This window comes from Paenibacillus sp. VTT E-133280 (assembly GCF_002264385.1).
In the GTDB taxonomy this organism is placed as follows: Bacteria; Bacillota; Bacilli; order Paenibacillales; family Paenibacillaceae; genus Paenibacillus_AQ; species Paenibacillus_AQ nitricinens.
Map to the genome: position 1 here is coordinate 56694 of NZ_NFUX01000026.1, position 22170 is coordinate 78863.

Here is a 22170-nt window from a genome sequence, read left to right on the forward strand (position 1 = left end):
GCTCATCACCTTAGTGGTAGTCCAGTTTAGGTCTGGCAAGAATAGTGCTAATCACAAAAGAAATAAAAAGACCGGAGATGATCACCATCAAAAAAGAAAGTCCTACTGTAGTCTCAAACTGCAATTGGAAATAGATATCAGGCTTCAGCATGTACATAAAGGTTCCAACCGTTGATATCAGCACCAAAAGATTTCCGTATAAGCCAAGGCTAATCGCATCTCTACTCCCCGCTTTCACAGTCAAAATCGTTTCCCTCTGTTGTTCCATGGAACGATTTAACAGCATCAATGAGCTTTTTAAATAACGGGTCCCCTCCTTCTCGGCATAGAGCAGATCCGATATAAATTCTAGGGCGAAGGTAGTGCCAATCGCATTCGAAAATCTCCCGGCTTCCTCAACAAGCTCCTTCTCACTACTGTAATTGGAAAATGCAGCCCCTAGCAGCTTCAAAGGACCCTTCAGCACATTCTTATCCGTAAGAAAATCCGTTGTCCGATCGAGAATGGAATCTACCGACAAGTGAGTGAATTTGGTGGAGATTTTGACTACATCGAGTAAATCATAGCTTCCATGCACCTTCCTCTGCGCGTAGATGTATCTCATACGAAAATAAGGAATCGTCGCAGAAATCACAGCCATAAAAAGTGGAAATCTCCAAGCCCCCTGAATCGAACGCCCTTCGTTAAAAGTTATCCCCTCCAGAAAAGGATTGTTAAAACTCAATTGCCCAGGAAGCTCGTTTAGCGTCAGTAGTCCTGATAGAAAAACCGCGATAAACACTATTGCTGTACGCATGACAAATCGCATAACGCTAATTCCCGGCTCATATTTTCGGTGTACAAAATATAAAAGATTATCTAGATGACGGTAGAGCCACAACCTTTTTTTCACCGAGCTAACTCTTTTTCCAAAAATACTCATTTTATGTTTAATCCGATAATCGAACTTCTGACCTACCTGTCGTAAATGCCGTTCGATTAGCGGTTTAATGAGCAGCCAAATTCCCCATACAATTAACAAATGAAGGACAAAACGAAAAATATACAATAATAAATCCACGGTTTCACCTCCTCACTCGTTAAGGATGATCTTAGATTTCAAGCTTTCTTTGATAGGCTGATCCATTGGTTTTGCTGCTGCAAGCTGTCCCAGCTCTTTCTGAAGCAACTGTGTTGCCTGCTCATTTTTCCTAGTCATCTTCAGAATCAGGTTCTTCGTCAGCTTGTCATTATAGGACCAACGCATCTTCTGAGGTTCCCAGCGCATCAGATCATTCGCAAATACAGAGTTCTTTTCCTCGTCATAAAAGACTTCCGATATTCGAGTTAACCGCTTCTTTCCGTTCGGAACACTTTCCAGAATAAAGACCAGCTCGCATGATTTCAGTGCAGAGATCAAATGCCCCTTAAGGCTCCCGCCAATCCTTGTCGACACGGCAAAAGCGCCTTGATAAGGAATATCCTCCGAATCAACGGTGTGGAACGTTCCGGTGATGCCGTCATACCCTTTTTCCCCACTCCACAGATAAAATTCCCATTCGTTATACCGCATCTCGGTCATATACAAAATGTTCGGATCATGCCGCAGAGACTCTACCCCTACCTCCATCAATTCCTCGTTCGCAGCCTGGATTGGAATAATTCGGTGCCCTTTAATTTGATAAGGTAAAATCGACTCCGGATGCTTTTCTATCATCACTACACCCATACAGGATGAAGATCCGAGCAGTTGCTCACCGACGATCGTATTTGCAAAGGTTGTTTTTCCCGAGCCTACAGCGCCCGCAATAATGCTATTGCGAAAGGTAGATGATAACACCCGAATCATTTCAACCGCTTCCGCAGGAATACATTCCGTACCCGCCTGATCGTCTAGACTCAGAAACTCTACAACCTGCCGCCGTAACGATATTGTGGTGAAGCCATCCCATACTCTCGGGGATACCCAAATGGCAAGCCTAATAAATCGGCCAGGCCAGAGCGGGTCATCCATTTTAAACTCCACTGAAGGGTTGTCCTTGTTCAGCTTTTTGTTGGGATCACTTTTTAATAAGGAGCGCTTTAACTGTTCGACCCGATCTAGTGAAGGCATCTCATATGGATAAGCTACAAACTCACCTTTCTGGTTATAAAAGATCTGCTTTCCGATCATCTGTAGCCCGGTTGATTCACTGTATGCACGATCCGTAAACCAACGATACGCCGGACCAAAGCCCTTCCACTCATGATAGAGCGCTTCTGCAGCTGTTCTGTATGCTTCTGGAACCTTGCCCGTAAAGGGTGTCTTCCGCAAGTATTTCTCTATCTCATTCATAAAAAAGCTAACCGCCTGCGGATCCCCAATTAGCGCCTTCGCATTTAACTCGAAATAAGCATCATCCTCACGTTCCAGCCCTTCGTTCATATCGTTTTTCATTTTTTGCAAAAATACATAAAAGTCTTCCTTGCCCGGTTTGCTCATACGTAGGATACTTTCTTTTAGAGAGAACAATGGACGGTTCGGTTGATTTCCATTCATAGGAATATACCTTTCTTTTTAACTTCTGGCGCCAGGCTCATGGACACGAGCAGAGAATGTACCTTATCATCCACATGCTGCAGCTCTTTTTTGCCTAGGGGTAAGCTCTCCTGCAAGGGCTGGTAATACGGCAGCTCCAGCAAAATTTCAGTCCCAAAGCGAAGCGCTAGATTTTTAGGAGAAGATATTTCTTCCACATTACTGCGGTTAATAATTAGTTGAAAATCATGTGGACGTAGATCCATATGCCCAGCAAGCTCTAGCAGAGGTTCGAGTCTGTATTCATGCTTTGGATGAGTGACGATCATACGCAGTGCCGATTTGTGCATTCCGACATACCATGCAGCACTTTCCGGAATAGAGCCGAAGTCAGCAATAACCACATCTGCATTTGCCCCAGCCCTAGCCAAAAAATATTCAATCTCATCCTCCTGATAATCTTGTGCACTCAAGTAATCGTAATTGCCTGGGAGATACGAGTAACCGTCTTGCTTAATCAATTGCTCAAAATCCTCATCATAAATCATCTTCCCAGTGAGCCTTGATCGAAGCCTATCCAGACTAATGGTAGCTTTGCGGTCATATCCGGGATCATATAAATCAAGTCCAAGGACAATAACACGAAGGCCCGCCGCGGCAATTCGCCTTGCAAACAGTTTAGCTACACTAGTGCAGCCGATCCCCGGACCAGATCCAAAAAAACCAACCAAATTACCTCGTTCCTCGCCATCCTCGTCTAGAATAAAGCGAATCTTCTCTATCACCGCTGACGAGGTAGAACGAGGAGGTATAAAATAGATCCCTAAGCTTTCACACAGCATATGTACAGCTTGGTAACCACTGATTCCCTTTTGCAAATATACATATAAGATCGTTGAGCCCGGATAATTCCGGCGCAGTTCGCTAAGTGACTGAGCTTGAATCTGGTCACTGGTAACCATTAGCATATGGCCCTCTGTATGAGATGGATCAGGAAGTACACTTTGTGTAATTACAATAAACCCTGCATTTTTGATATCATTAATGGTTAACTGATCTATGCCTAGACTAAATATTTTCAAGACTCTTCCCTCCTACTCGACCCGTACGATCCACAGCTTCTTTCCCTGCTCCAAAAATTGTCCAAGCCGCTCGCCATCACTTTTCTTCAGCTTCAATTCTGGTGTCGCCACCTTGCCAGTCGAAGTAAAACGATTATTGTTGTTTCCCTTTTCTGAATCCAGCACATCATTATTGTCTTCTGTTCGCACATAATTCACGGTGACTCCCGATATAAACACCTCCTTTGCAGGTTCACTAATTGGGCTCTGCACGATCAGTTCTTCCTCTTCCTTCTTGTCTGGGTTAAGCGATTCACTCCGCCTTTCTCGGTCTCCATCAACAAGATAAATATCTACCTTATCCCGGCTGCGCAGTGAACCATTGATGGCATAGATAGCCTCCTTCGGTATAGGAAAAATCCCTTCATCCTTTAGGGGTTCTAAATCACTAACATCCACTAAGGATGCCGTCAAAATACTTCCATTGGTCAGATTTACATTCGTAATTTTGTGCTCCACTTGTGCGATTTCTGTAATTACACCCGAAGGTATATCCTTGGTCTGAACAGAATCCAGATATAAATCACTTGCTTTCAGCTCATAGTTTTTTGGAAGCAGCTCCCCGCCTTCCACCTTGATTTTGACCACAGTTCGGGATAGTACGTAGGGCTTGAAGTAGAGATCATAGCCTAATAATCCGCCGACTCCAGTAATCAAAATGAGACTTGCGAAGAAATAATTGCGTTTCAACAGTTGCCTACGCTGTAAAGCCAAGCCTTCCGCCTCCTCAAAAGCACAGTTTTGAAAAACGACAAAAAGCAACTTGGCGTAAATAGCCAAGCTGCTGGTAAAATGCTTTTTTTACCTGTAGAGATTTAAAGAGCTATTAGATTATAGGGTTCCGATAAAAGCGCTCAGGTTCATACCATAGGCTCTCACCGGAAAATAACCTTTTATTTAAACACTACGGTCTTATTTTGATGGACGAGGATCCGGTCTTCGATATGCCACTTCACCGCACGAGCCAGAACAACCCGCTCAATGGTGCGTCCAATCCGCTTCAGCTCGATGACATCATCACCGTGACTAACCCGCTGTACATCCTGTTCAATAATTGGGCCACCATCAAGCTCTTCTGTAACATAGTGAGCAGTTGCTCCGATAATCTTCACCCCGCGTTGGTACGCTTGAGCGTAAGGATTGCCGCCAATAAAGGCTGGCAGGAAGGAGTGATGAATATTAATAATTTGGTGGCGATAGTGTTCAATAAACGACGGCGAGATAATCTGCATATACCGAGCCAGAATGATAACATCAATGTCGTCTCCGATGACCTCAAGCTGACGTACTTCCGCCTCAGCCTTAGTATCAGCTGTAACTGGAATATGGTGAAAAGGAATGCCGAAGGACTCAACATACGATTTCATATCCAAATGGTTGCTCACGACGAGAGCGATGTCGGCTTCTAGATCACCAGCTTGCCACTGCCAGAGCAGCTCCACAAGACAATGGTCTTCTTTAGAGACAAATATGGCTAATCTTTTCTTATGACGAACATTGAAAATTTTCCAGTTCATCTTGAAACGTTCAGCCACCCCGCCGAACAAAGAACGTATCTCTTCCAGACGATCTCCTAATTCGGGAAGGTCAAACTCAACTCTCATGAAGAACATTCCGCCATCTGGATCCATTGTGTACTGATCCGATTGCACAATATTCGCGCCATGCTGATACAGAAAGTGTGATACAGCCGCCACGATTCCTGGTCCGTCAGGACAAGAAATGAGCATACGCGCGCGGTTGGAATAAGACTCAACACCTGACGAATTGTTTCTTTTTACGTGTAATTCCATGATCCTCATCCCATCCTCTCATCTACATGTGCAATCTGAAGTCTAACTTATGCATGAACGAGCACTTACTTGCCTGCTAACCATGCAATCAAGCGATGATTAATGGCTTCTTCGCTCAATTGCGGGAATAGCTCGGCAGCGATGACTTCATCATATAGACGTTCCAGTGGTTCACGTGGATCAGCTTTTTTAGCCTTGGCATCGTTCTTCAGCATCTCCCAGACATTAAGCACAAATTGACGGGAGTCGATCTCCTTATTCGCAAAAAACTCACGCAGTTTTTCAACATCCTCTATAAACTCCGGTCCAAATCGTTCCGCTACGTTACCACGGAGCAAAGCAATCTCAACCTCATACATCGGACGCTGTTTCTTCGCATCTTTACCAACCCATGGCGTCTCAAGAATGAATGGCAGGCCTGTCAATTTCTCATGATGGACGATTTTGTTAATCGTATCAAAACCGATCCAACCCGAACCAATTGGAGTGTGACGGTCTTTACCTGCTCCACATGGATTTTTGCTGTCATTGATATGGATAACCCCAAGACGATTCAAGCCGATAATCTCATCAAACTTGTTAAGAACGCCATCCAAATCATTAACGATATCATAGCCGGCATCATGAATGTGACAAGTATCAAGACATACGGATAAACGCTCGTTATGTTCAACCTTATCAATAATAGAAGCAATCTCCTCGAAGCTGCGCCCGATTTCTGTTCCCTTACCAGCCATAGTTTCTAGGGCGATATGAACTTCCGTTTCATTGGTTCCTCCAAGAACCTCGTTAAGTCCATCTGCAATCCGCTGAATACCGTATTCTGCATCCTTATCAGTGAATGCACCTGGATGTAATACGATATGCTTGACCTCAAGCGCATGCGTACGGCGGATTTCCTCTTGTAAGAAATCAACAGCCAACTGATACGTGTTCTCTTTATAGGAAGCGAGATTAATAATATAAGGTGCGTGGACGACAATTTCCTCCACACCGTTTTCTTTCATTGCTTGCTTTCCTTCAACCGGATACATGGCATCAATCGGCTTGCGGCGCGTGTTCTGTGGCGCTCCTGTATATATCATAAATGAGCTGGAACCATACTCATTTGCTTCATTTGCTGCGGTCAAAAGACCCTTGTCCGAGCAAGACACGTGTGAACCTATTTTCAGCATACTTCTTCCCTCTTTCCTTCACGAATTACCCCCTATTCTACCGTGATCAGAAAAATAAATCTAGACAAGGTCAATATGCTGGGTTCTGCTTCGCAAAACTTTGGAAATAAGCTATACTTTAATATGAGATTAAATTATGTGAGAATACTCATTGCCAAAAGGTGGTGTATGCATGTCTATCCAATCAGGACTTGGTTTATTATCCGCAACACCGAGCAATTGGTTCATGAACTCTATCGCTTTCTGGACATTTATGCTGCTGGGTTCCATGTGTATCGGCGGTTTTTTTATGTTCCGGAAATTCCTAAAGGTATTGCCGAAAGCCGATGGAAAATCAAAGCTGGACTGGCAAAATTACTGGGTAGAACGCAGTCGTTCACTCTGGAGTGATGAATCAAAAGCTTTCTTAGACCAGCTTGTTCAGCCAGTGCCTAGCCCTTTTCGCGATATCGCCAAACATTCCATTGCTGCCGAGATCGGTAAGATCGCTGTGGAAAGTAATGCGAAAGAGGTTACTCGTGATCACTGCATTAAAGGTTACATAGTCGCCACACCACGGCGTGACAATCGTTTCCTCGTCAATTTTCTTGAAAAGAATAAAATCGACTACACTGCTTATCAGCATTTGTTCAAGTGATTGATAATCTGATGTTGCATTCAGAACGGAGGCCAACCTTATGAAATATGTAATATGTGGCGGCACCGGTTTCATTGGCAGTGAACTAACAAAATACTGGCTACAGGCAGGAAATGAAATTGCAATCGTCGGTCGCAATCTACCTAAAGCTGCGCCAATTCATCCTAAGCTGAGTTACCACACATGGGACAGCCTACACGCTGATTCAACACCCGTCGAAAATGCGGATGCTTTGATCAATCTTGCTGGAGCTTCTCTCAGCCAACGTTGGAGTCAGAGCGGCAAAACAGCAATTATGCAATCCCGTCTTTGGGCCGTTTCCGCTGCAGCTAAGCTACTCGCCCGTTTGAAACACAAACCTCCTGTAGTCATTCAGGCATCAGCTGTGGCTATTTACGGAACCTCTTTGCAAGATACCTTTAATGAATCATCACCAGCCCATGTCATGGACTTCCCTTCTGACGTGGTTAAGACATGGGAAGAAGCTTCTGATGAAGCATACACGAATATCCGTATGATCAAGTTGCGAACTGGGGTTGTTCTTGGTAACCGAAACGGAGCATTCCCCAAGATGAAGCTTCCCTATTTATTAGGATTTGGTGGTAACATCGGAGCGGGAAACCAGTGGGTCTCCTGGATTCACCTGACCGATATCGTTCGTCTAATCGATTTTTGTATTCAAAATCCCACCATCTCCGGACCTGTTAATGCGACTGCTCCACAGCCGGTTACGAACGAAGAGTTCGGTAGAATGATTGGCAAAGTATACAACCGGCCGCATTGGTTCCCACTGCCTGCCATGCTGTTAAAAACAGCAGTAGGTGAATTGTCTGAGATCTTGCTCAAAGGACAACGCGTCCTTCCTTCGGCGGCATCAGAGCAGGGCTTTAACTTTACCTTCCCTACACTTCAAACCGCTTTAGAAAATTTAAAAAGCCAAATATAGCAGAATCAACACTCTTTGCTTGCGCTCTTCATTCCATGTGGAATGTGTAACTTCCTTTTACAATCTTAAATACGGTCCCCTCTGACAGCGGGTACTCTTTGTAAGGGATCATGGCTTCCCCTTGAAAAAACGTTCCGTTTCTGGAGTCGAGATCCTTTAGTACGTATCCGCTTGGGCTTCTAGATATCTCCGCATGTACTCTTGAAGCTCCTTCCGATTTTTCTACATACTGAGCTACTTCCGCCGATCGGCCAATGATAAAGCTAGGTCGGTTTAACGCAATGGTTTCCGACTCTGCCTCTTCCTCATCGCTTCTTTTAAGATAAGGAACATTTCGAGCCAGCTTCTCATTTCGTTTGCCTTGCTCAGGTGTTTCCTCCCGTGATAATAAAGCTGTTGGGGCTATTGGACCTGGTGGTATTACGAAACTCTCCTCCTCTTTCCTTGATTCAGATCGTACTGACGGAATGTCAGAAAAAGGGTCGGATGGATGCTGATCACCCTTTGGAATTGACGCTGCTGGACGCACAGTGGTCATAGGATTCCTACCAAAATTCCACTCCAGTTCTCTTCGATTCGGACTCCGGTTTGTATCTTCAGAATCCTCACTCTTATGTTCCTTTTCTTCGTCACTTCCAAACCTTATCCTTTCGCTCCATACCATCCAGCTAAAAGTAGCCAAGACAATCGTTGCGATCCCACACACGGCTAGCCATAAAGGTTTTTGGTTATTTAGATATAGGAATTTCCATAATAATGCATCACCCAATAAGCACCCTAGAATAACATAGGTTCTTGAGCTTGAGGGTTGTGAATTCGTCAACCTGTTATCTTCTGTAGACCGAAGAGACCTCTCCTCTACTTTCCCCCTAAGATTCGGACTGGAATAGCTGTTTAACCACGGAGCTGAGTTCTGCTGAGTAAGCAGACCCTTTTCCTCGTTCCGCTCATTCATTTTTTTCTGGGGAGCAGCTACCTCATTCACAAACAGTTCCCTTACTCTCTCTTGCATTCGTCTTTCAGGCTCTGCCGGACGTACTTCTGTCATCTTAGGTGATGTGTATGCCATTTCTGCGTTACTACTGAATTGTCCTCTACTAGAGTCGCCCTCTGTCAACAGCTCTGAGAGAAGATTCTTTAAGCCGGCTGGTGTAAAATCTTCTTCCCCACAGTATTGCAGTACTCTTTGAACACCACTGCCAGTAAGCTCTGTGATAGATGCCATCATCACCATGATCAGGGACTTGAGGGAATGTCCCAGCCTAGAAGCAGGCTCATTCCCCTGCACAGGAATATAGGTGAGATATACCTTACCACTCTGCAATGATCCTTCAATAAAAATGTAATCTTCATGCAAAGCATACTGATCCGCCCGAAGCATATATAACCTGCCATCTTCCATCCCTTGCGCAATTTGCAGAAGTAATCCAAAAAATGAGGCCATGCTCAGCTTCTCACTTTTGAGTAAATGACTGAGCATTTTTTTACGCAGAACAGCATATTCCATCGTAACCTTTAAATCAATTTCCCTAAGTAACAACCTTAAATGATGAGGAATGTCAGTGTTCATCAGCATACGAGCTTGAACCATATTAAGCTTACCCACCGGCATTCCTTCTGGTTCGCCAAGCATCATATATATACCGTCCTGCTGCATAAAGTCACGGGATAATCCGTACAACAAGCATCACCACCTCCTATTTTAAAAATAAAGATAAGCGCAAATGGTACCAGGGACTACAGCCAGCATAAAGGGAAATCTCAACAGCTCATTATCTTTATTTCTTATTAGGAATGAACTCTTCAATAATATAAATCCGGAAATTGTGTTAAAGATCTTACGCGTACGCCTGCCTGTCTCCCGTCTCTTTAAGACAATTAGCCAGCCTATCAAAGCACCAAACAGTACGGAGTACATCACGACCTGCAATGTAAATAGCATCCCTGTCCACGCTCCAATCCCGGCAAAAAGCTTAACATCCCCCGCACCAACCGCCCCTATAAAATGCAAGATTAGAAGTATTGTAAATCCTGCAGCGGCACCCACACCAGCCTTCAGCAGTCCATCCCAGCCGTTCATCAGCGCTTGAGCCAGCAGACCCGCAAGCAATCCTGAGACAGTGATCCAGTTTGGTATTCTCATCGACTTTATATCCGTAATAAATGCAGCTGCCAGAAACGGCAGACATCCCCAGAAGGCCCACTCCGCCATGGATTACCCTCCTTCCCCTTCATTCATTTCACTACTGTGAACATCACCTCAATAGATCTACCGTCATCGAGCTGAATTACAAATGGCCACGAGCCCGGTGTGGTATTCACACCTATTTTCCACTCCCACTCGATATATCCGTCCGCATCCGCTTGTTTCCAGCCTAAATATCTAGCAGTACTTCCCCCGCTTTTATAAAAAACGGATAAGCTAGCGGAAGCATTCGACGGAATTTTAGCACGAACTTTGCCTTGCTTATTGGCTACAGCTGGATTCGGCTTCTCCAAAATCTTAATAAAATCCTCTGGTTGACCAGTGCCGTCATTGCCCTTATTTGTACCCTCTCCTGTATCCCCGATCCAAAGACGTTCAACAGCACTTGCCTCAAGTACAATGCGTTGGTTTAGAAAGGGCACCTTCATCGGCAGCTCATAGCTAACAACCATTCCAAAGTAAGGTCGGGTACCCTTCTTTAACTCAGGCACGATAATGTTAGATACATGAATTCGATCATAATCCAACAAGTCTGATGACAGATACGGCTTTAATAGGGGTTTAATCGCTAGATCCAGTACACTTTCAGAGGTCTCAGCCTGTAGCTTCTGCAGAGGTCCCTCGCCCTTCTCTAAAGCTGACATGACCCACTCATTCAGCGGCTTAGGTAATGACATTGCATAACTACTGCCCCAATCTGTAAGTGACAAGCGAGGGATCGTCCAATTCGATTCAGCTTGATTGCCAGCGGGTAGATCCGTACCACCCTTCACTGGATCAGCACCAGCTTCGCTTGTTGCTCCCCATTTCTGCACCGCCAAAGCTGCCGGGTACATATGCGTTGAAATAGATTTCACAGTATCGGATGCTGTGCTTTGTAAGGCTGTCGAATACAAGGTCATCTGTACGATAGAAATTAGGAACAAAACAAACAGTAGGAAGATCGGGAGAACCATCGCCGCTTCTACTACCATACTGCCTTCTTCCTTCGTCTTCCCCCTAATCCGGTACCTGTCCCCCATATCCTTACCAACCTCCTGCTAGTATGAAAAATCAGCCTGTACTGTTCTCATATATGTACTGCCTTGCACTTCTCCAGAATACCCAGCGCTATAATCCAACAGCTTCACAACACCCGGCAGAAACCATAGCCGCATCCCAAGCTTAATATTCGAAGAGACATACGTACTTCTTTCATCTGGATTTATTCCTGTGTTCAATCGGATTAGAGCCAGCATTCGAGATAACTGAACATTTCCGCCTCCATGCAGCATCATGAACAGACGCAAATGATCGCGATAAGTCAGCTGGGCTGGTAAGTATTTAGACAGTGTTATGGAATTTTTCTCACAGAGTAACAACATGTCCTGAATAGCTTGCTGGATGCCATACAACAGTGCTGCGGCCAGAACGGCCAACGGGTTTCCTAAACTTGCCTTCTCAATAAAACCTTCCATCGTTCGAATAGACAGCCTCATGGCAAATATTTCAGCATACGCTGCGGCTACATTTCCAGCAGGATTATGAAATCCATAAAGAATGTATTCCAGCTCTTGCGCTTGAGGATTAAGCTGGTCTGTAAGTTCGGTTGTACCCTCAGAACCTTTTGCTAGAGTGGCTAGCTTGGAAACGTCAAAATGTTGAAAATAGAACGCAGAATACTCTGTTTGGAAAAGTCTATCTCTAGCTCCTCCCATAATGCCACCCATCGCTGCATAGATTCCGTCCATATCCTCCATTGCCGAACTCCCAGCAGTATACGGGTTAGTGCTTACTTCAGATTTAACAAGTGAATCGGATACTAATTCCTTATTAAAAGCGATATTCTCCTCGTAATATTGACGAAGTGTTTGATAGCTTGTCAGAGAATCTGTCACTCCGTTACCCATCATTCGAATCTTATCAAGCAATGCTTTCGCTTCACCCAGCTTAGATTTTGCTTCTCTCTCCAATTGCTTTCGCTCTTTATCTGAGCTACGGTGCTGTTCGATTACAGCCAAATCACTAACGATAATACTTCCCTTCTTACCGTAATTCTGCAGATAGTTATTCACTACGCGTGAAGCTTCTAGAACAGAAGAGATCATTTGATAGGAGTCACCATATTCACTCAAAGCTTCATACAGCACACCCGACATTCCTGTCACAATCGGTTCGATGGCACCGTAAGCACTTTGCTGCGTGAATATACTATTCTCCATCTGACTTAGATCCGTTGAGGAGAGAATCAGTGCATCTTCCTGCTCACGCAGCTTTTTAAGCGGGTCTGAGCTTATCTCTCCTGAGCTTCCCGGAATATCCCAGTCATTAGCAGGATCATTTGATAGATTCACCCCCTCCATTCGCGACTGTTCCAATATATTTCTCATCTCGTCATTCAATTGCTCTGCCTTCTTTATCGCTTCATTCGCTCCCTCCATTGATCTTTCATGATCTTCTCGAAAAGCTGTTAATAAGCCAGGAAACCGCGATAACATCTCAGTAGTTCGACTCCGATAGAGAGACAATTGATAAGTGTACTTTGCAGGCTTTTTACTATCACGATAAAGATCATCGTAATATTTCCCAAGATAGTCACTATACTGTGCGGGAATATCCGCCGCCGATTGTATACTTCCGAGTGAACTGGCAGAAATGGACTCTGCAAGCGGATCCATAATCGATTGAAGCAACCTTCTCCCACTCTCCGCAGCCTGGCTTCTCCGTTCTAACATAAGATCCAAAGCCTCTTCCCGCTCGTCATATAACGGCTGTAGCTTACTGAGTAATTCAGTAACCCGTGAGGCCTCTGCCATTACTCCTGACATCGGCTTGAATTTACCTGCCAATTCCAAAGCAAAATCCACAGGAGCTTTATACTTCATTTCCTCCAGTATTTGTCGACTCACAACATCATAGCTACCCAGCGGCCTGCTCCATTTCAAAGATGACGTTTCCAACACGAAGGGTACCAGATTGAACACGTCACTCCTACCACTTTTATGCATATTATCATTGAGTACCTGAGACAGCAGCATATCCCCGTCACTCTCTCCAAAGGCGAATAAACCATACTTTTCTCGTAGCTCAACATCGTAAGATGACATTACAGAGCGAACGCTAGCCCTCGCTAAACGTTCCTCCTGAACATTGAAGGCCGCAATCCGCGCATAGTCAATCAGCACAGCGGTAAACAGAAAGACGAAAGCCAGTACCATAATTAAAAAAATGGATACTGAACCTTCCGTTTTGCCCTTACCCTGCCTTTGTTTCTTTCGACTCTTACCGCTAACAAGGCAACTACTAAAGATACTCCTCATCAAAACCTCCCTCCTTATCCCTACCTTCAATAGATACAAGATCCATTAGCAAGGAAATATTCACTTATCCTGAAGCTTGGTCATCATCGCGGATGCATCCTTCTTCTCCATGTGGACTCCAGACCCACTAGTACCCTCTGAGCCACCCTTGAACTTAGCCCCGAAGTAACGCATCAGGTCTACCGTACGGATAAACTCAACAGGCTCAGCGATGATAGATTGAGTTCTTACAGTTGGCTTTGCCTCATCAGACAAAACTTCATCAAGTACAGGTAAGTGCAGTAGACGATTTAATTCACCGCTTACTTTCCGCCCCGTAAGCGTGTATTCGTAGTTCATATTTCCCGGCATATTATTCGGAATCATAGAGGACGAATGTCTGAGTTTAAGATCTGGTAGATCACTCTCATCTGACACTTCACCAGGTAGCTGTATTGTCGCGCCACCTTTCCCAGCTTCTCCGCCGAATAATGAGGCCAGCAACGCATCATCTCCAATTCTCCAATAAAGGGAGTCATACTCACCAGCAGCATAGGAGCCAGAAACCTCTTTATGGCTGTTGTCCCAATTGTAAGCCGCACGCTCAGCAGCCCCTGAGGCTACTTGCAGCAGCATGGACTTTTGGTAGCTATACAAACAAAAGAACAGAAGAAGCATTTTAATACACATGACCATAGGTAGTAGAATTGAAGCTTCAATAGTAAAGCTGCCTCGATCGTCCTTAAGCTTATTCACTCAAATACTTCCTGGCTCTTTTCTCCTGCAGTTTTAATCAAAGCCTCTACTACCTCCTGAATTTTGTCCTTAAACAAAAGAACGACCGCAATCAGTACTGCAATAATCAGAATCATTTCCAGTGTCCCCAGGCCTTCCTCGTCCTTCCAGAAATTCTTCACACTACCCGACATTGTCGTCATCATTAGTTCACCCTCCTACATTTTTAACATCATGAATGCTGGTGTTCCCACCAGTACAATTACTATTAAAAAAATAACTACCATCGGAAAGACTAGTTTAGAGGAAGCTTGCTCCCCTCGCGTTCGGCTGATAGCTTTACGTTTATCCCACAGCATCCGCGAGAGATCGCGTAGCGATAACACAAAATCCGCTCCACCTCTGCGGTAATTCAAAAGAACCGTCGTCGTGAACAACGATACTTCCTGCACTGCACATCTCTTGCTAAAATTCTCGAATGCCTGCTGAAATGAATACCCTCCTTCCCATTCACTGGTCATGATCCTAAGCTCCTTGTATAATGGGTGATTAACATCACCTCGGCGGCTCTCCACACAGCGGATAATCGCCCGTTGTACGGTCTCACCTGCTCCTACCAGCAATACAATGCTGTTCAGAAGTTCTGGTAGCTCGAGCATAATATTTTGCTCTCTCACCCTCACCTTTTTATGCAAATCACTCACCATAGCAGCTGGTAGAGCTACCGCCAAGAAAATACCTAGAATCAGACCTGTCTGATCGCCGCTAAACCCTGTGATCAAACTTCCACCCACAAGCAACAACCAACTGTAGCTAAGCATCTCACCCATGAACAGCAGGGTTCGTTCTGCACTGTAACGCATCCCATAACTTCGCTGCAGGGAACGTTGAATCCTGAACATCAATGATGGAAAACGACTGACAATGCCGCTTTTCTCAATGAGCAGCAGCAGCGGTTCACCCAGCTTCCGAAGTCGTAGTCCTTCCATAGGAAGTTCTCTTAATCCGTCATATCTTTTTCCGCATTTAATTCGTAACAGAGCCCAGACAACAAGTAAAAATATAGTGACTACTGCACATAGCCATCGCATGATTACTTCCCCTTCACAGCGGAATGTCCATTATTTTAGTAGTCCAGAGATAACATAAAAACAAAGCTACTAATGCAAGCGTCGATATAGCTATACCCGCTCCTGTGTACATGGGCTGCATATAGTCTCCTGCAGTCAAACTCATAAAGATCACCATGATTAGTGGAGATATTAACAGCGCTTTCGCTTCGAATTTCTTCTGTGAAATGCTTACAGCAATATCTTGCTGAATATCCAGCTTCTCTCCAATAATCGTAGACGTACGGCGCACTACTTCTACCAGATCGCCGCCTGTACGTTTACATACAGTGAACACGTCAGCGAACCGCTCAATATCTTCCATTCCTGCTCTTGCACTGAAATCCCGAAGCGCTTCCTCCACTGGCTGACCGTATTCCATGCGCGTACAGATAATATTTAGCTCCGAGATCATATCGCCGCCCCCCTCCGGGTCCAGCATACGTAAGTCCTGGACCGCTTCCCGGAAAGCATTCTCGACCGATCGCCCTGCTGAGAGTGAGGAAGACAATGAAAACAACGTCTGTTTAAACTGTAAATTAAGCATACTCCGGCGTCTTTTCAGCAAATAATTACGCAGCATACGAGGTGCATACAGCCCACCAGGCATAAGTAGTAACGATAGTATCCAATGATGATAAAAAAGATAGCCCACTCCAAACAGCAGCATACCACCTACTGCAATAGCCAGAGTTTTCTGTACCAAGGTCAATTCGTATACCGTATAATTCGGCAATAATGAATGGTCTCTGGCATCAGCTTCCTTAGATTTTTCAGCAGCAAACTTAATCTTAAGCACTACTTCTTGCCCCCTTTAGAATTTAAAATCCAGCCGGAGATAACGGGTAGGAGGTTACACCAGCCATTCTAAGCTTTGCTGTATGCATAAGCAGGTTTCCAGAGGAAACTAGCCCCCCTTGTACCCGTCCCTCTCGCTCACCGGATTCTTGAAATTCATATAGAGGGTTTAAGACCACTTCTCCATCTTTCAGGCCTGCAACCTCACTAATCTCCATCACTCGCCTAGAACGATCACGGAGCCTGGATAAATGTACGAAAATATCAATCGCCGATGAAATCTGCTGACGAACAACCGTTACCGGCAGATCCGCTGCACTTAACACCATCGTCTCCAATCGACTGACCATATCGTGCGCACTGTTGGAGTGACCCGTTGATAACGAGCCATCGTGCCCAGTGTTCATCGCCTGTAGCATATCAAGACATTCCGCTCCACGCACCTCACCCACAACAATTCGATTGGGTCTCATCCGCAGTGAAGAACGAATCAAATCTCGAATGGAAATCTCACCTCTACCTTCTGTATTCGCGTTCCTAGTCTCCAGGGATACAAGATTTGGCACCGTTACAATCTGTAGCTCAGCAGAATCTTCTATTGTGATGACCCTCTCCTGTGATGGGATAAACTGAGATAATGCATTTAGAAAGGTGGTCTTCCCCGAGCCGGTTCCCCCGCTTATAAAAATGTTGTATTTAGCAGCTACTAAGATTTGCAGTAGCTCTGCTGCTTCCAGGCTTAAAGCTTCACGGCTCACCAATTCATTTATCGTCATCGGCTTCTCCGGGAATTTACGTATGGTCATCGCGGGTCCTTTCAGCGAGACTGGCGGAAGAACAATATTCACGCGAGATCCATCCTTCAACCGGGCATCAACGATAGGAGAGGAGTCATTTACTACCCTGTTAACACCGGATACTACCGTTTGGATGATGTCTTCCAGCCTGCTGCTGGACTCAAATTCCATAGGAAGACGACGAATCTGACCCTCCTCTTCCACAAAAATCTCAGTATGACTGTTGATCATAATCTCCGTGATCGCCGGGTTGTCCACTAATGGCTGAAGCACATCCAATCCCCGGAAAGAATCAAACAATCTCTTCACTAGCTCATGCTTCTCCTGCGCTGTTAAGTAACGGAGTCTTTCACTTTCTAGAATCGTTCGTTCGATAAACCCGGTAAGTTCACGGTTCTCTACTGCAGATGTTACATCAAGTCCTGCACGAATCTCACTACGCAGCGCCCTGAACATCTCTTCATTCATGCAGGTTCTTCCCGGTAAACACCAGTGGGAGCGCTGGTTCTACAATCCGTTTGCATAACTGCAAAATTTCTCGCTGAAATTGCGGAGAGTTCAAAAAAAGCTCCTCACGGTGTTGCAGTGTCCATGACGGGATAAAAGGGCATATGCCTTCAATGGTAATTCCCTCTGGAGGCACCCACTCTTCCAAGCGATCTACTGCAAAATTCACTACAAATTTACTCTTGTCCATCACATGGGGGGACATTCCAGAGTTAGGAGCAGTGCAATGCGACAGCCATCTCATAGCCTTATACATGCTTACATCATCATTTTTCAGGACCCAAAGTAAAATCCCACTCCGCTGTAGCACAGCTTTCGCACGCTCTTCCTCGATGCTTCCGGTGTCCACAATAACAACATCAAAGTTTCTCTCGGCAACCAGCCGCTCTAATAAATCCAGCGTATCTTGCAAAGTCATCTGCAGCATTTCCTTCACATTAATAACTGGCCTGAAAGAAGCAGTTCGGAGGTGATCATATCTAATGAAGTATTGTCCTAATTCGATCGTATCCGCTTCATCCTTATCTCGATGGGCCTTTATTTCATATAGCAGTCGCTCTAGTCCAGGCGTATGACCTGCAGGGATTCTGAGAAACAACCCACTGCTGTCAACACTCTCAAGGTTCAAATAAAACACCGAAAGGCCCATTTCACCAAGCTGCTTAGCCATATTCAATGCTATCGTCGTTTTGCCCATGTTGCCGCTAGAAGAGACAACCCCCAGCAACAGCGTTTCATCTAGTACAGAAGCTCCTCTACCTCTTTGAACTTCACATAACTGGAGAAATGCTCCTAGAAGGGAAGGAAGCGCCTGATATTTGGCAATCATCACTCCTCCTCCCAGACTCTTAGCACTCTTACCGAGATAACCTCCATCCTCACTCAAAACTGCCCACGGAACCATGCTTTTCCCCTCTACTAGCCAAGCCTCAATAAAAGAAGAGTCCCCCACAACAGCATCCGGGATGTCCTCTCCCCTCATAAATTCGATAAAAGCATCCATTCGGCTAAAAGCCGTAATACGCAGCATTTCTCCGTACTCGCTGTGATGAAGATAGTGCAGTAAGGGTTCGATATATTGACTTTCACGCACTGCGAGCACAATCCTTGCCGCCATGAAACCACGCTCCTTTCGATAAGAAGAAATCCATTATTTTCTCAAAAAAAGACAGCAAAAAAAGCACCGACAATAACCGTGAATACGGTAATTGAACGGTGCTTCCGTTACTATTCCTTTAATTTACAGCTATAGTAGCATATATATAAGAAGGCAGCAATAAGTTTTTTCACACACTAGCTGGATACTATACTCTCATCTTATCTTCGCGCCAGTACTTAATGGCAGACCGAATATCGGCAGGGTTGAGCTTCTCCTTCACCGCCCACTGACACAGTGCTGGAAACTCATCATCACCCGCATAACGTAGCGCTATAATTTGGGCTATTTCAAGCTCTGGGCTCAAAGCTTCGCCTGTCAGACGGAAATAGCGAAACTGCTCTTCCACTCTCACCACGCGGTCCTGATTTTTTGTCGCATATATACGAATTCTTGTAATCGCAAAAAGTAAGCATAAGGACATCCCGAATAACAGCAATGGCACCGTTAAAGCACCATCATCACGTATCTCTTGAACAGCATAAATTGTCGACCACACAAACGAAATCAGCGCAAGCGGCATCGTCACAAAATGAAAAGGCCAATCAAAACGCATAAATCCCTTGGGCTTCCCTTTATTCATAATTCATCTCCATATTTTATATGACTTGTAGAGCGTTTAAAGCTTCGTCTCGCCGGGAATAGCCACGATAAAGGGCTTGTTGTTCTCCCAGTTCAGCGACTTCCCTGATACTTTAGTTGTTCCATCCACATTAACGATTCCGCAAATAATCTGACTACCCCATACACTCGTATAATAATAGGCATAGGATGGCGCTAAAACAGGGGCTTTGCCATATTCCTTCGCAATGGGGTGTCCGAATATCGCCGTAAAATCTTTTTTATCAGCCTCTTTCGAATTGTCCAAATCGGCTTCCCATACGACTGTTCTAATGTTGTCTTTAATCTCATAATACGATACAAAATGCCCATAGATTATGAAATATCCATCAGATCTGCCTTCAGGAAAATAATACGACATAGACAACGCTTCATTATCACCCGTTAATTGAGACGGTTCTCTTTCATCAACCGGGAATTGTAAAGCAGCAATGCGGGAAACTACTAAGTCGTTACTAGTATAATTCTGCACAAGCTTTGCATTAGCACGTTCCTGAACCCAGACAGTCTTTGTAGCAGCATCTACCGTTACTCTAGCCCCAAGAGCTTCTGCAATAAATCTCAGCGGTACCGTAACTCTTCCATCCATGATTCTAGCAGGTGCTGCCAGTTGCACAGATTCCGAGTTCTTCCACGCCGTTCGAGAACCTACAGCAAGCTTAAGCTTCATAGAGTCTCTAACGATCGTTACTTGCTTTGTACGGGCTTCCCACTGAATAGAAGTATTCTTGAAGCTCTCAAAAGCCTTCAGCGGAACCATCGTCTGTCCGGAAATGATTTGTACACCGTAATTCAGGCTCGAATTATTCACCATAACCCTGAGCTTAGAATCTGCGGATATCGTCCCCATTGTACCTAAAGAAATTAGCATAAGAATTAAAAGATAAAACCCTACCTTTCGCGCCATCCCTTCACCCCTCGCTACATGTCCTTAACTATACCAAATTATGGTTACATTATAACATCTAGCCAAATTGCGGATTACAAAAATCTTTGTTTGATCTCCGGTGTGGGGAGCAGACACTGCTCATCACGCCCGAACCAACGGTAACGATTCCTTGCAACATAGCGGTAAAGGGTATTCCGTATTGGGCGCGGCACTATAATGAAGATATACGCAGCAGGCCAAGGCCATCTCAATCTACGTGCAATTCGCAGTACAGCAGCCGACTCTGTATAATACATACCGTTCTCCAGCAATACAACTGTGTTCAACTGCCCAGGTTGAAGTCCAGCCTCACTCATTAGCTTAGCGGCAATTTCACTTTGTAAAGGCGCGAATAGAAATTTAGCCTTGGGATCACGCGGGATGATGAAACGAATCAAACCTTGGCATAGATGACACACCCCATCGATCAACACAATGGATTTATTTTGCATAATGTTCAGCTCCTCGTTCATAGCTCCCCCTCCCTATAAAGATAAGTGTATCGTATATTTTGGGTAAACAAAAACGCGGGATAGAATCCCGCGCCAACATGTACCGTTCTTTAATTATTCAGCAATTGCCTTTTCAATCCATTGATCACCGATCATTTGTCCTTCGAAATCAGCAGTGAATGCCTCCATGCATTTACAGATGAAATCTTTGCGGCAAATTGGACATGGAGTTTTAAGCAGGCGGCTGATGTTCGTCATTTTCCATTCCGGAAACCGATTATAAAACGCACGGCACTCCGTTCCATCAGCAAGCTTGATAATGAACTCGTACAATCCTTCCTTATCGTTGCTGCTGGCTTTGGTCACATTCGTAATATTCGGTCTGTAAGACATCTTCATCACCCATTATTTAAATTTTTGGTTGTAAATTGCACACGCAACATATTCTCAGATACTTAGACATATTAAAGAATTTTAAGGGTGATGTCAACCAAAGACGGCTAACACGGAGGCTATTTATTGCTCTTTTCTGATCAACACCTTTATTCAGTCATTATTTCCATAAAATATATACAGATACATTTAATTTATGATCATTCATTTTGCTGTGATTTGATAAACCGAATGGGCGTTAACGGTTCATAGAATTTTCTTATTTGGCTCCCCATCATAAATAGTGTACAATTAAATTGTGATAAATTAAAAATAGGAATTAAAAAGGAGGTGGCATCCATGAGTATTTATGATTTTGAGGTCAACACTCTTCGGGGTGCAGAAGAATCATTGTCCAAGTACAAAGGTAAAGTACTCCTTGTGGTGAATACAGCTAGCAAATGCGGGTTTACGCCTCAGTATAAAGGGCTTCAGGAAGTATATGATAAATTTAAGGATCGCGGATTCGAAGTGCTTGGTTTCCCAAGCAATCAGTTTGCCGGCCAAGAGCCTGGCGAAAGTGATGAAATTGCAGAATACTGCGAGATTAACTATGGGGTAACTTTCCCCATGTTCGAGAAGATTGATGTAAAAGGCGACGAAGCACATCCATTATTCAAATACTTATCTAAGGAAGCTCCTGGTGTTCTAGGCTCAAAAAGCGTGAAATGGAACTTCACCAAGTTCCTGGTGGATCAAGAAGGCCGTGTCCTTAAGCGTTTTGCTCCTAAAACTACTCCTCAGCAGATCGAATCCTATATCTCCAAGCTTCTGAAATAATCCATTCAATAAGAAATTTTGAAAAAGGGTACTGGCCACATCCCTCAGACCACCAGGTGATATGCGGTCAGTGTCCTTTTTGTCATTATCCATTACGAAAATACAGCTTTCCGATTGCTCGTTAAACACAAAAAAAGAATCCTTGCATCGCAAGGATTCTTTCATCATTCTATATGCGGTAGAGAGGACTCGAACCTCCACG

The 22170-nt window shown here is 44.6% G+C and carries 23 protein-coding genes; 3 read left to right on the top strand and 20 right to left on the bottom strand.

Annotated features, from left to right (window positions below; translation table 11 throughout):
* Positions 1–10: 10 nt before the first annotated feature.
* The 6 genes from CA600_RS13585 to CA600_RS13610 all read right to left on the bottom strand — a co-directional run bounded on the left by CA600_RS13585 (position 11) and on the right by CA600_RS13610 (position 6586).
* On the bottom strand, positions 11–1060 hold the full coding sequence (locus CA600_RS13585) for a hypothetical protein (protein ID WP_094870659.1): 1050 nt from the start codon (positions 1058–1060) through the stop codon (positions 11–13).
* Positions 1061–1072: 12 nt separating this feature from the next.
* Positions 1073–2518: an ATPase, T2SS/T4P/T4SS family gene (locus CA600_RS13590; RefSeq protein WP_094870660.1), complete on the bottom strand. Its 1446-nt coding sequence runs from the start codon at positions 2516–2518 to the stop codon at positions 1073–1075.
* Complete coding sequence (locus CA600_RS13595) at positions 2515–3579, bottom strand: hypothetical protein (RefSeq protein ID WP_094870661.1); 1065 nt, start codon at positions 3577–3579, stop codon at positions 2515–2517. Before CA600_RS13595 ends, CA600_RS13590 begins: the two co-directional genes overlap by 4 nt.
* Positions 3580–3591: 12 nt before the next feature.
* On the bottom strand, positions 3592–4332 hold the full coding sequence (locus tag CA600_RS13600) for an SAF domain-containing protein (RefSeq protein ID WP_094870662.1): 741 nt from the start codon (positions 4330–4332) through the stop codon (positions 3592–3594).
* Positions 4333–4511: 179 nt separating this feature from the next.
* Positions 4512–5411: a formyltetrahydrofolate deformylase gene (gene purU, locus CA600_RS13605; protein WP_094870663.1), complete on the bottom strand. Its 900-nt coding sequence runs from the start codon at positions 5409–5411 to the stop codon at positions 4512–4514.
* Between the two features lie 65 nt (positions 5412–5476).
* On the bottom strand, positions 5477–6586 hold the full coding sequence (locus tag CA600_RS13610) for a deoxyribonuclease IV (RefSeq protein ID WP_076284067.1): 1110 nt from the start codon (positions 6584–6586) through the stop codon (positions 5477–5479).
* A 172-nt stretch (positions 6587–6758) separates the two neighbouring features.
* Here CA600_RS13610 and CA600_RS13615 point away from each other — a divergent pair, with 172 nt between their 5' ends.
* Together CA600_RS13615 and CA600_RS13620 are read left to right on the top strand one after the other, a co-directional pair.
* A complete protein-coding gene (locus CA600_RS13615; RefSeq protein ID WP_094870664.1) occupies positions 6759–7223 on the top strand; it encodes a DUF2621 domain-containing protein in 465 nt (154 codons plus the stop codon).
* A gap of 40 nt (positions 7224–7263) precedes the next feature.
* Complete coding sequence (locus tag CA600_RS13620) at positions 7264–8169, top strand: TIGR01777 family oxidoreductase (protein ID WP_094870665.1); 906 nt, start codon at positions 7264–7266, stop codon at positions 8167–8169.
* Positions 8170–8197: 28 nt separating this feature from the next.
* Here the strand turns inward: CA600_RS13620 and CA600_RS13625 are convergent, their stop codons facing one another.
* The 14 genes from CA600_RS13625 to CA600_RS13690 all read right to left on the bottom strand — a co-directional run bounded on the left by CA600_RS13625 (position 8198) and on the right by CA600_RS13690 (position 21149).
* Positions 8198–9853 (bottom strand): DUF6382 domain-containing protein, encoded by a 1656-nt coding sequence (locus CA600_RS13625; RefSeq protein WP_094870666.1) that lies wholly within the window; start codon positions 9851–9853, stop codon positions 8198–8200.
* 18 nt (positions 9854–9871) lie between these two features.
* Positions 9872–10381, bottom strand: a complete 510-nt coding sequence (locus CA600_RS13630; RefSeq protein WP_094870667.1) for an A24 family peptidase — start codon at positions 10379–10381, stop codon at positions 9872–9874.
* Between the two features lie 23 nt (positions 10382–10404).
* Positions 10405–11397 (bottom strand): TadE/TadG family type IV pilus assembly protein, encoded by a 993-nt coding sequence (locus CA600_RS13635; RefSeq protein ID WP_094870668.1) that lies wholly within the window; start codon positions 11395–11397, stop codon positions 10405–10407.
* 18 nt (positions 11398–11415) lie between these two features.
* Positions 11416–13674: a hypothetical protein gene (locus CA600_RS13640; RefSeq protein WP_094870669.1), complete on the bottom strand. Its 2259-nt coding sequence runs from the start codon at positions 13672–13674 to the stop codon at positions 11416–11418.
* Positions 13675–13734: 60 nt separating this feature from the next.
* Complete coding sequence (locus CA600_RS13645) at positions 13735–14409, bottom strand: TadE family protein (protein ID WP_094870670.1); 675 nt, start codon at positions 14407–14409, stop codon at positions 13735–13737.
* Positions 14406–14594, bottom strand: coding sequence for a Flp1 family type IVb pilin (locus CA600_RS13650; protein WP_094870671.1), 189 nt, complete (start codon positions 14592–14594; stop codon positions 14406–14408). Before CA600_RS13650 ends, CA600_RS13645 begins: the two co-directional genes overlap by 4 nt.
* Positions 14595–14606: 12 nt before the next feature.
* The gene (locus tag CA600_RS13655) at positions 14607–15482 is read right to left on the bottom strand and encodes a type II secretion system F family protein (RefSeq protein WP_373455828.1); all 876 of its coding nucleotides are present in this window, start codon (positions 15480–15482) and stop codon (positions 14607–14609) included.
* A gap of 10 nt (positions 15483–15492) precedes the next feature.
* Positions 15493–16287, bottom strand: coding sequence for a type II secretion system F family protein (locus CA600_RS13660; protein ID WP_256989837.1), 795 nt, complete (start codon positions 16285–16287; stop codon positions 15493–15495).
* A gap of 31 nt (positions 16288–16318) precedes the next feature.
* Positions 16319–17560: a CpaF family protein gene (locus tag CA600_RS13665; protein WP_094870674.1), complete on the bottom strand. Its 1242-nt coding sequence runs from the start codon at positions 17558–17560 to the stop codon at positions 16319–16321.
* A complete protein-coding gene (locus CA600_RS13670; RefSeq protein WP_094870675.1) occupies positions 17553–18716 on the bottom strand; it encodes a hypothetical protein in 1164 nt (387 codons plus the stop codon). The genes CA600_RS13665 and CA600_RS13670 overlap by 8 nt, the downstream gene beginning before the upstream one ends.
* Positions 18717–18903: 187 nt before the next feature.
* Positions 18904–19338, bottom strand: coding sequence for a DUF6526 family protein (locus CA600_RS13675; protein ID WP_094870676.1), 435 nt, complete (start codon positions 19336–19338; stop codon positions 18904–18906).
* Positions 19339–19374: 36 nt separating this feature from the next.
* Positions 19375–20283 carry a copper amine oxidase N-terminal domain-containing protein gene (locus CA600_RS13680; protein WP_094870677.1) on the bottom strand — a complete coding sequence of 303 codons (909 nt, stop codon included), beginning with the start codon at positions 20281–20283 and terminating at the stop codon, positions 19375–19377.
* A 74-nt stretch (positions 20284–20357) separates the two neighbouring features.
* On the bottom strand, positions 20358–20777 hold the full coding sequence (locus tag CA600_RS13685; RefSeq protein ID WP_094870678.1) for a thiol-disulfide oxidoreductase DCC family protein: 420 nt from the start codon (positions 20775–20777) through the stop codon (positions 20358–20360).
* Positions 20778–20870: 93 nt separating this feature from the next.
* A complete protein-coding gene (locus tag CA600_RS13690; protein WP_042124803.1) occupies positions 20871–21149 on the bottom strand; it encodes a hypothetical protein in 279 nt (92 codons plus the stop codon).
* Between the two features lie 339 nt (positions 21150–21488).
* Here CA600_RS13690 and CA600_RS13695 point away from each other — a divergent pair, with 339 nt between their 5' ends.
* Entirely contained in the window at positions 21489–21968 is a 480-nt protein-coding gene (locus CA600_RS13695; protein ID WP_094870679.1) for a glutathione peroxidase, read from the top strand.
* Positions 21969–22170 lie beyond the last annotated feature (202 nt).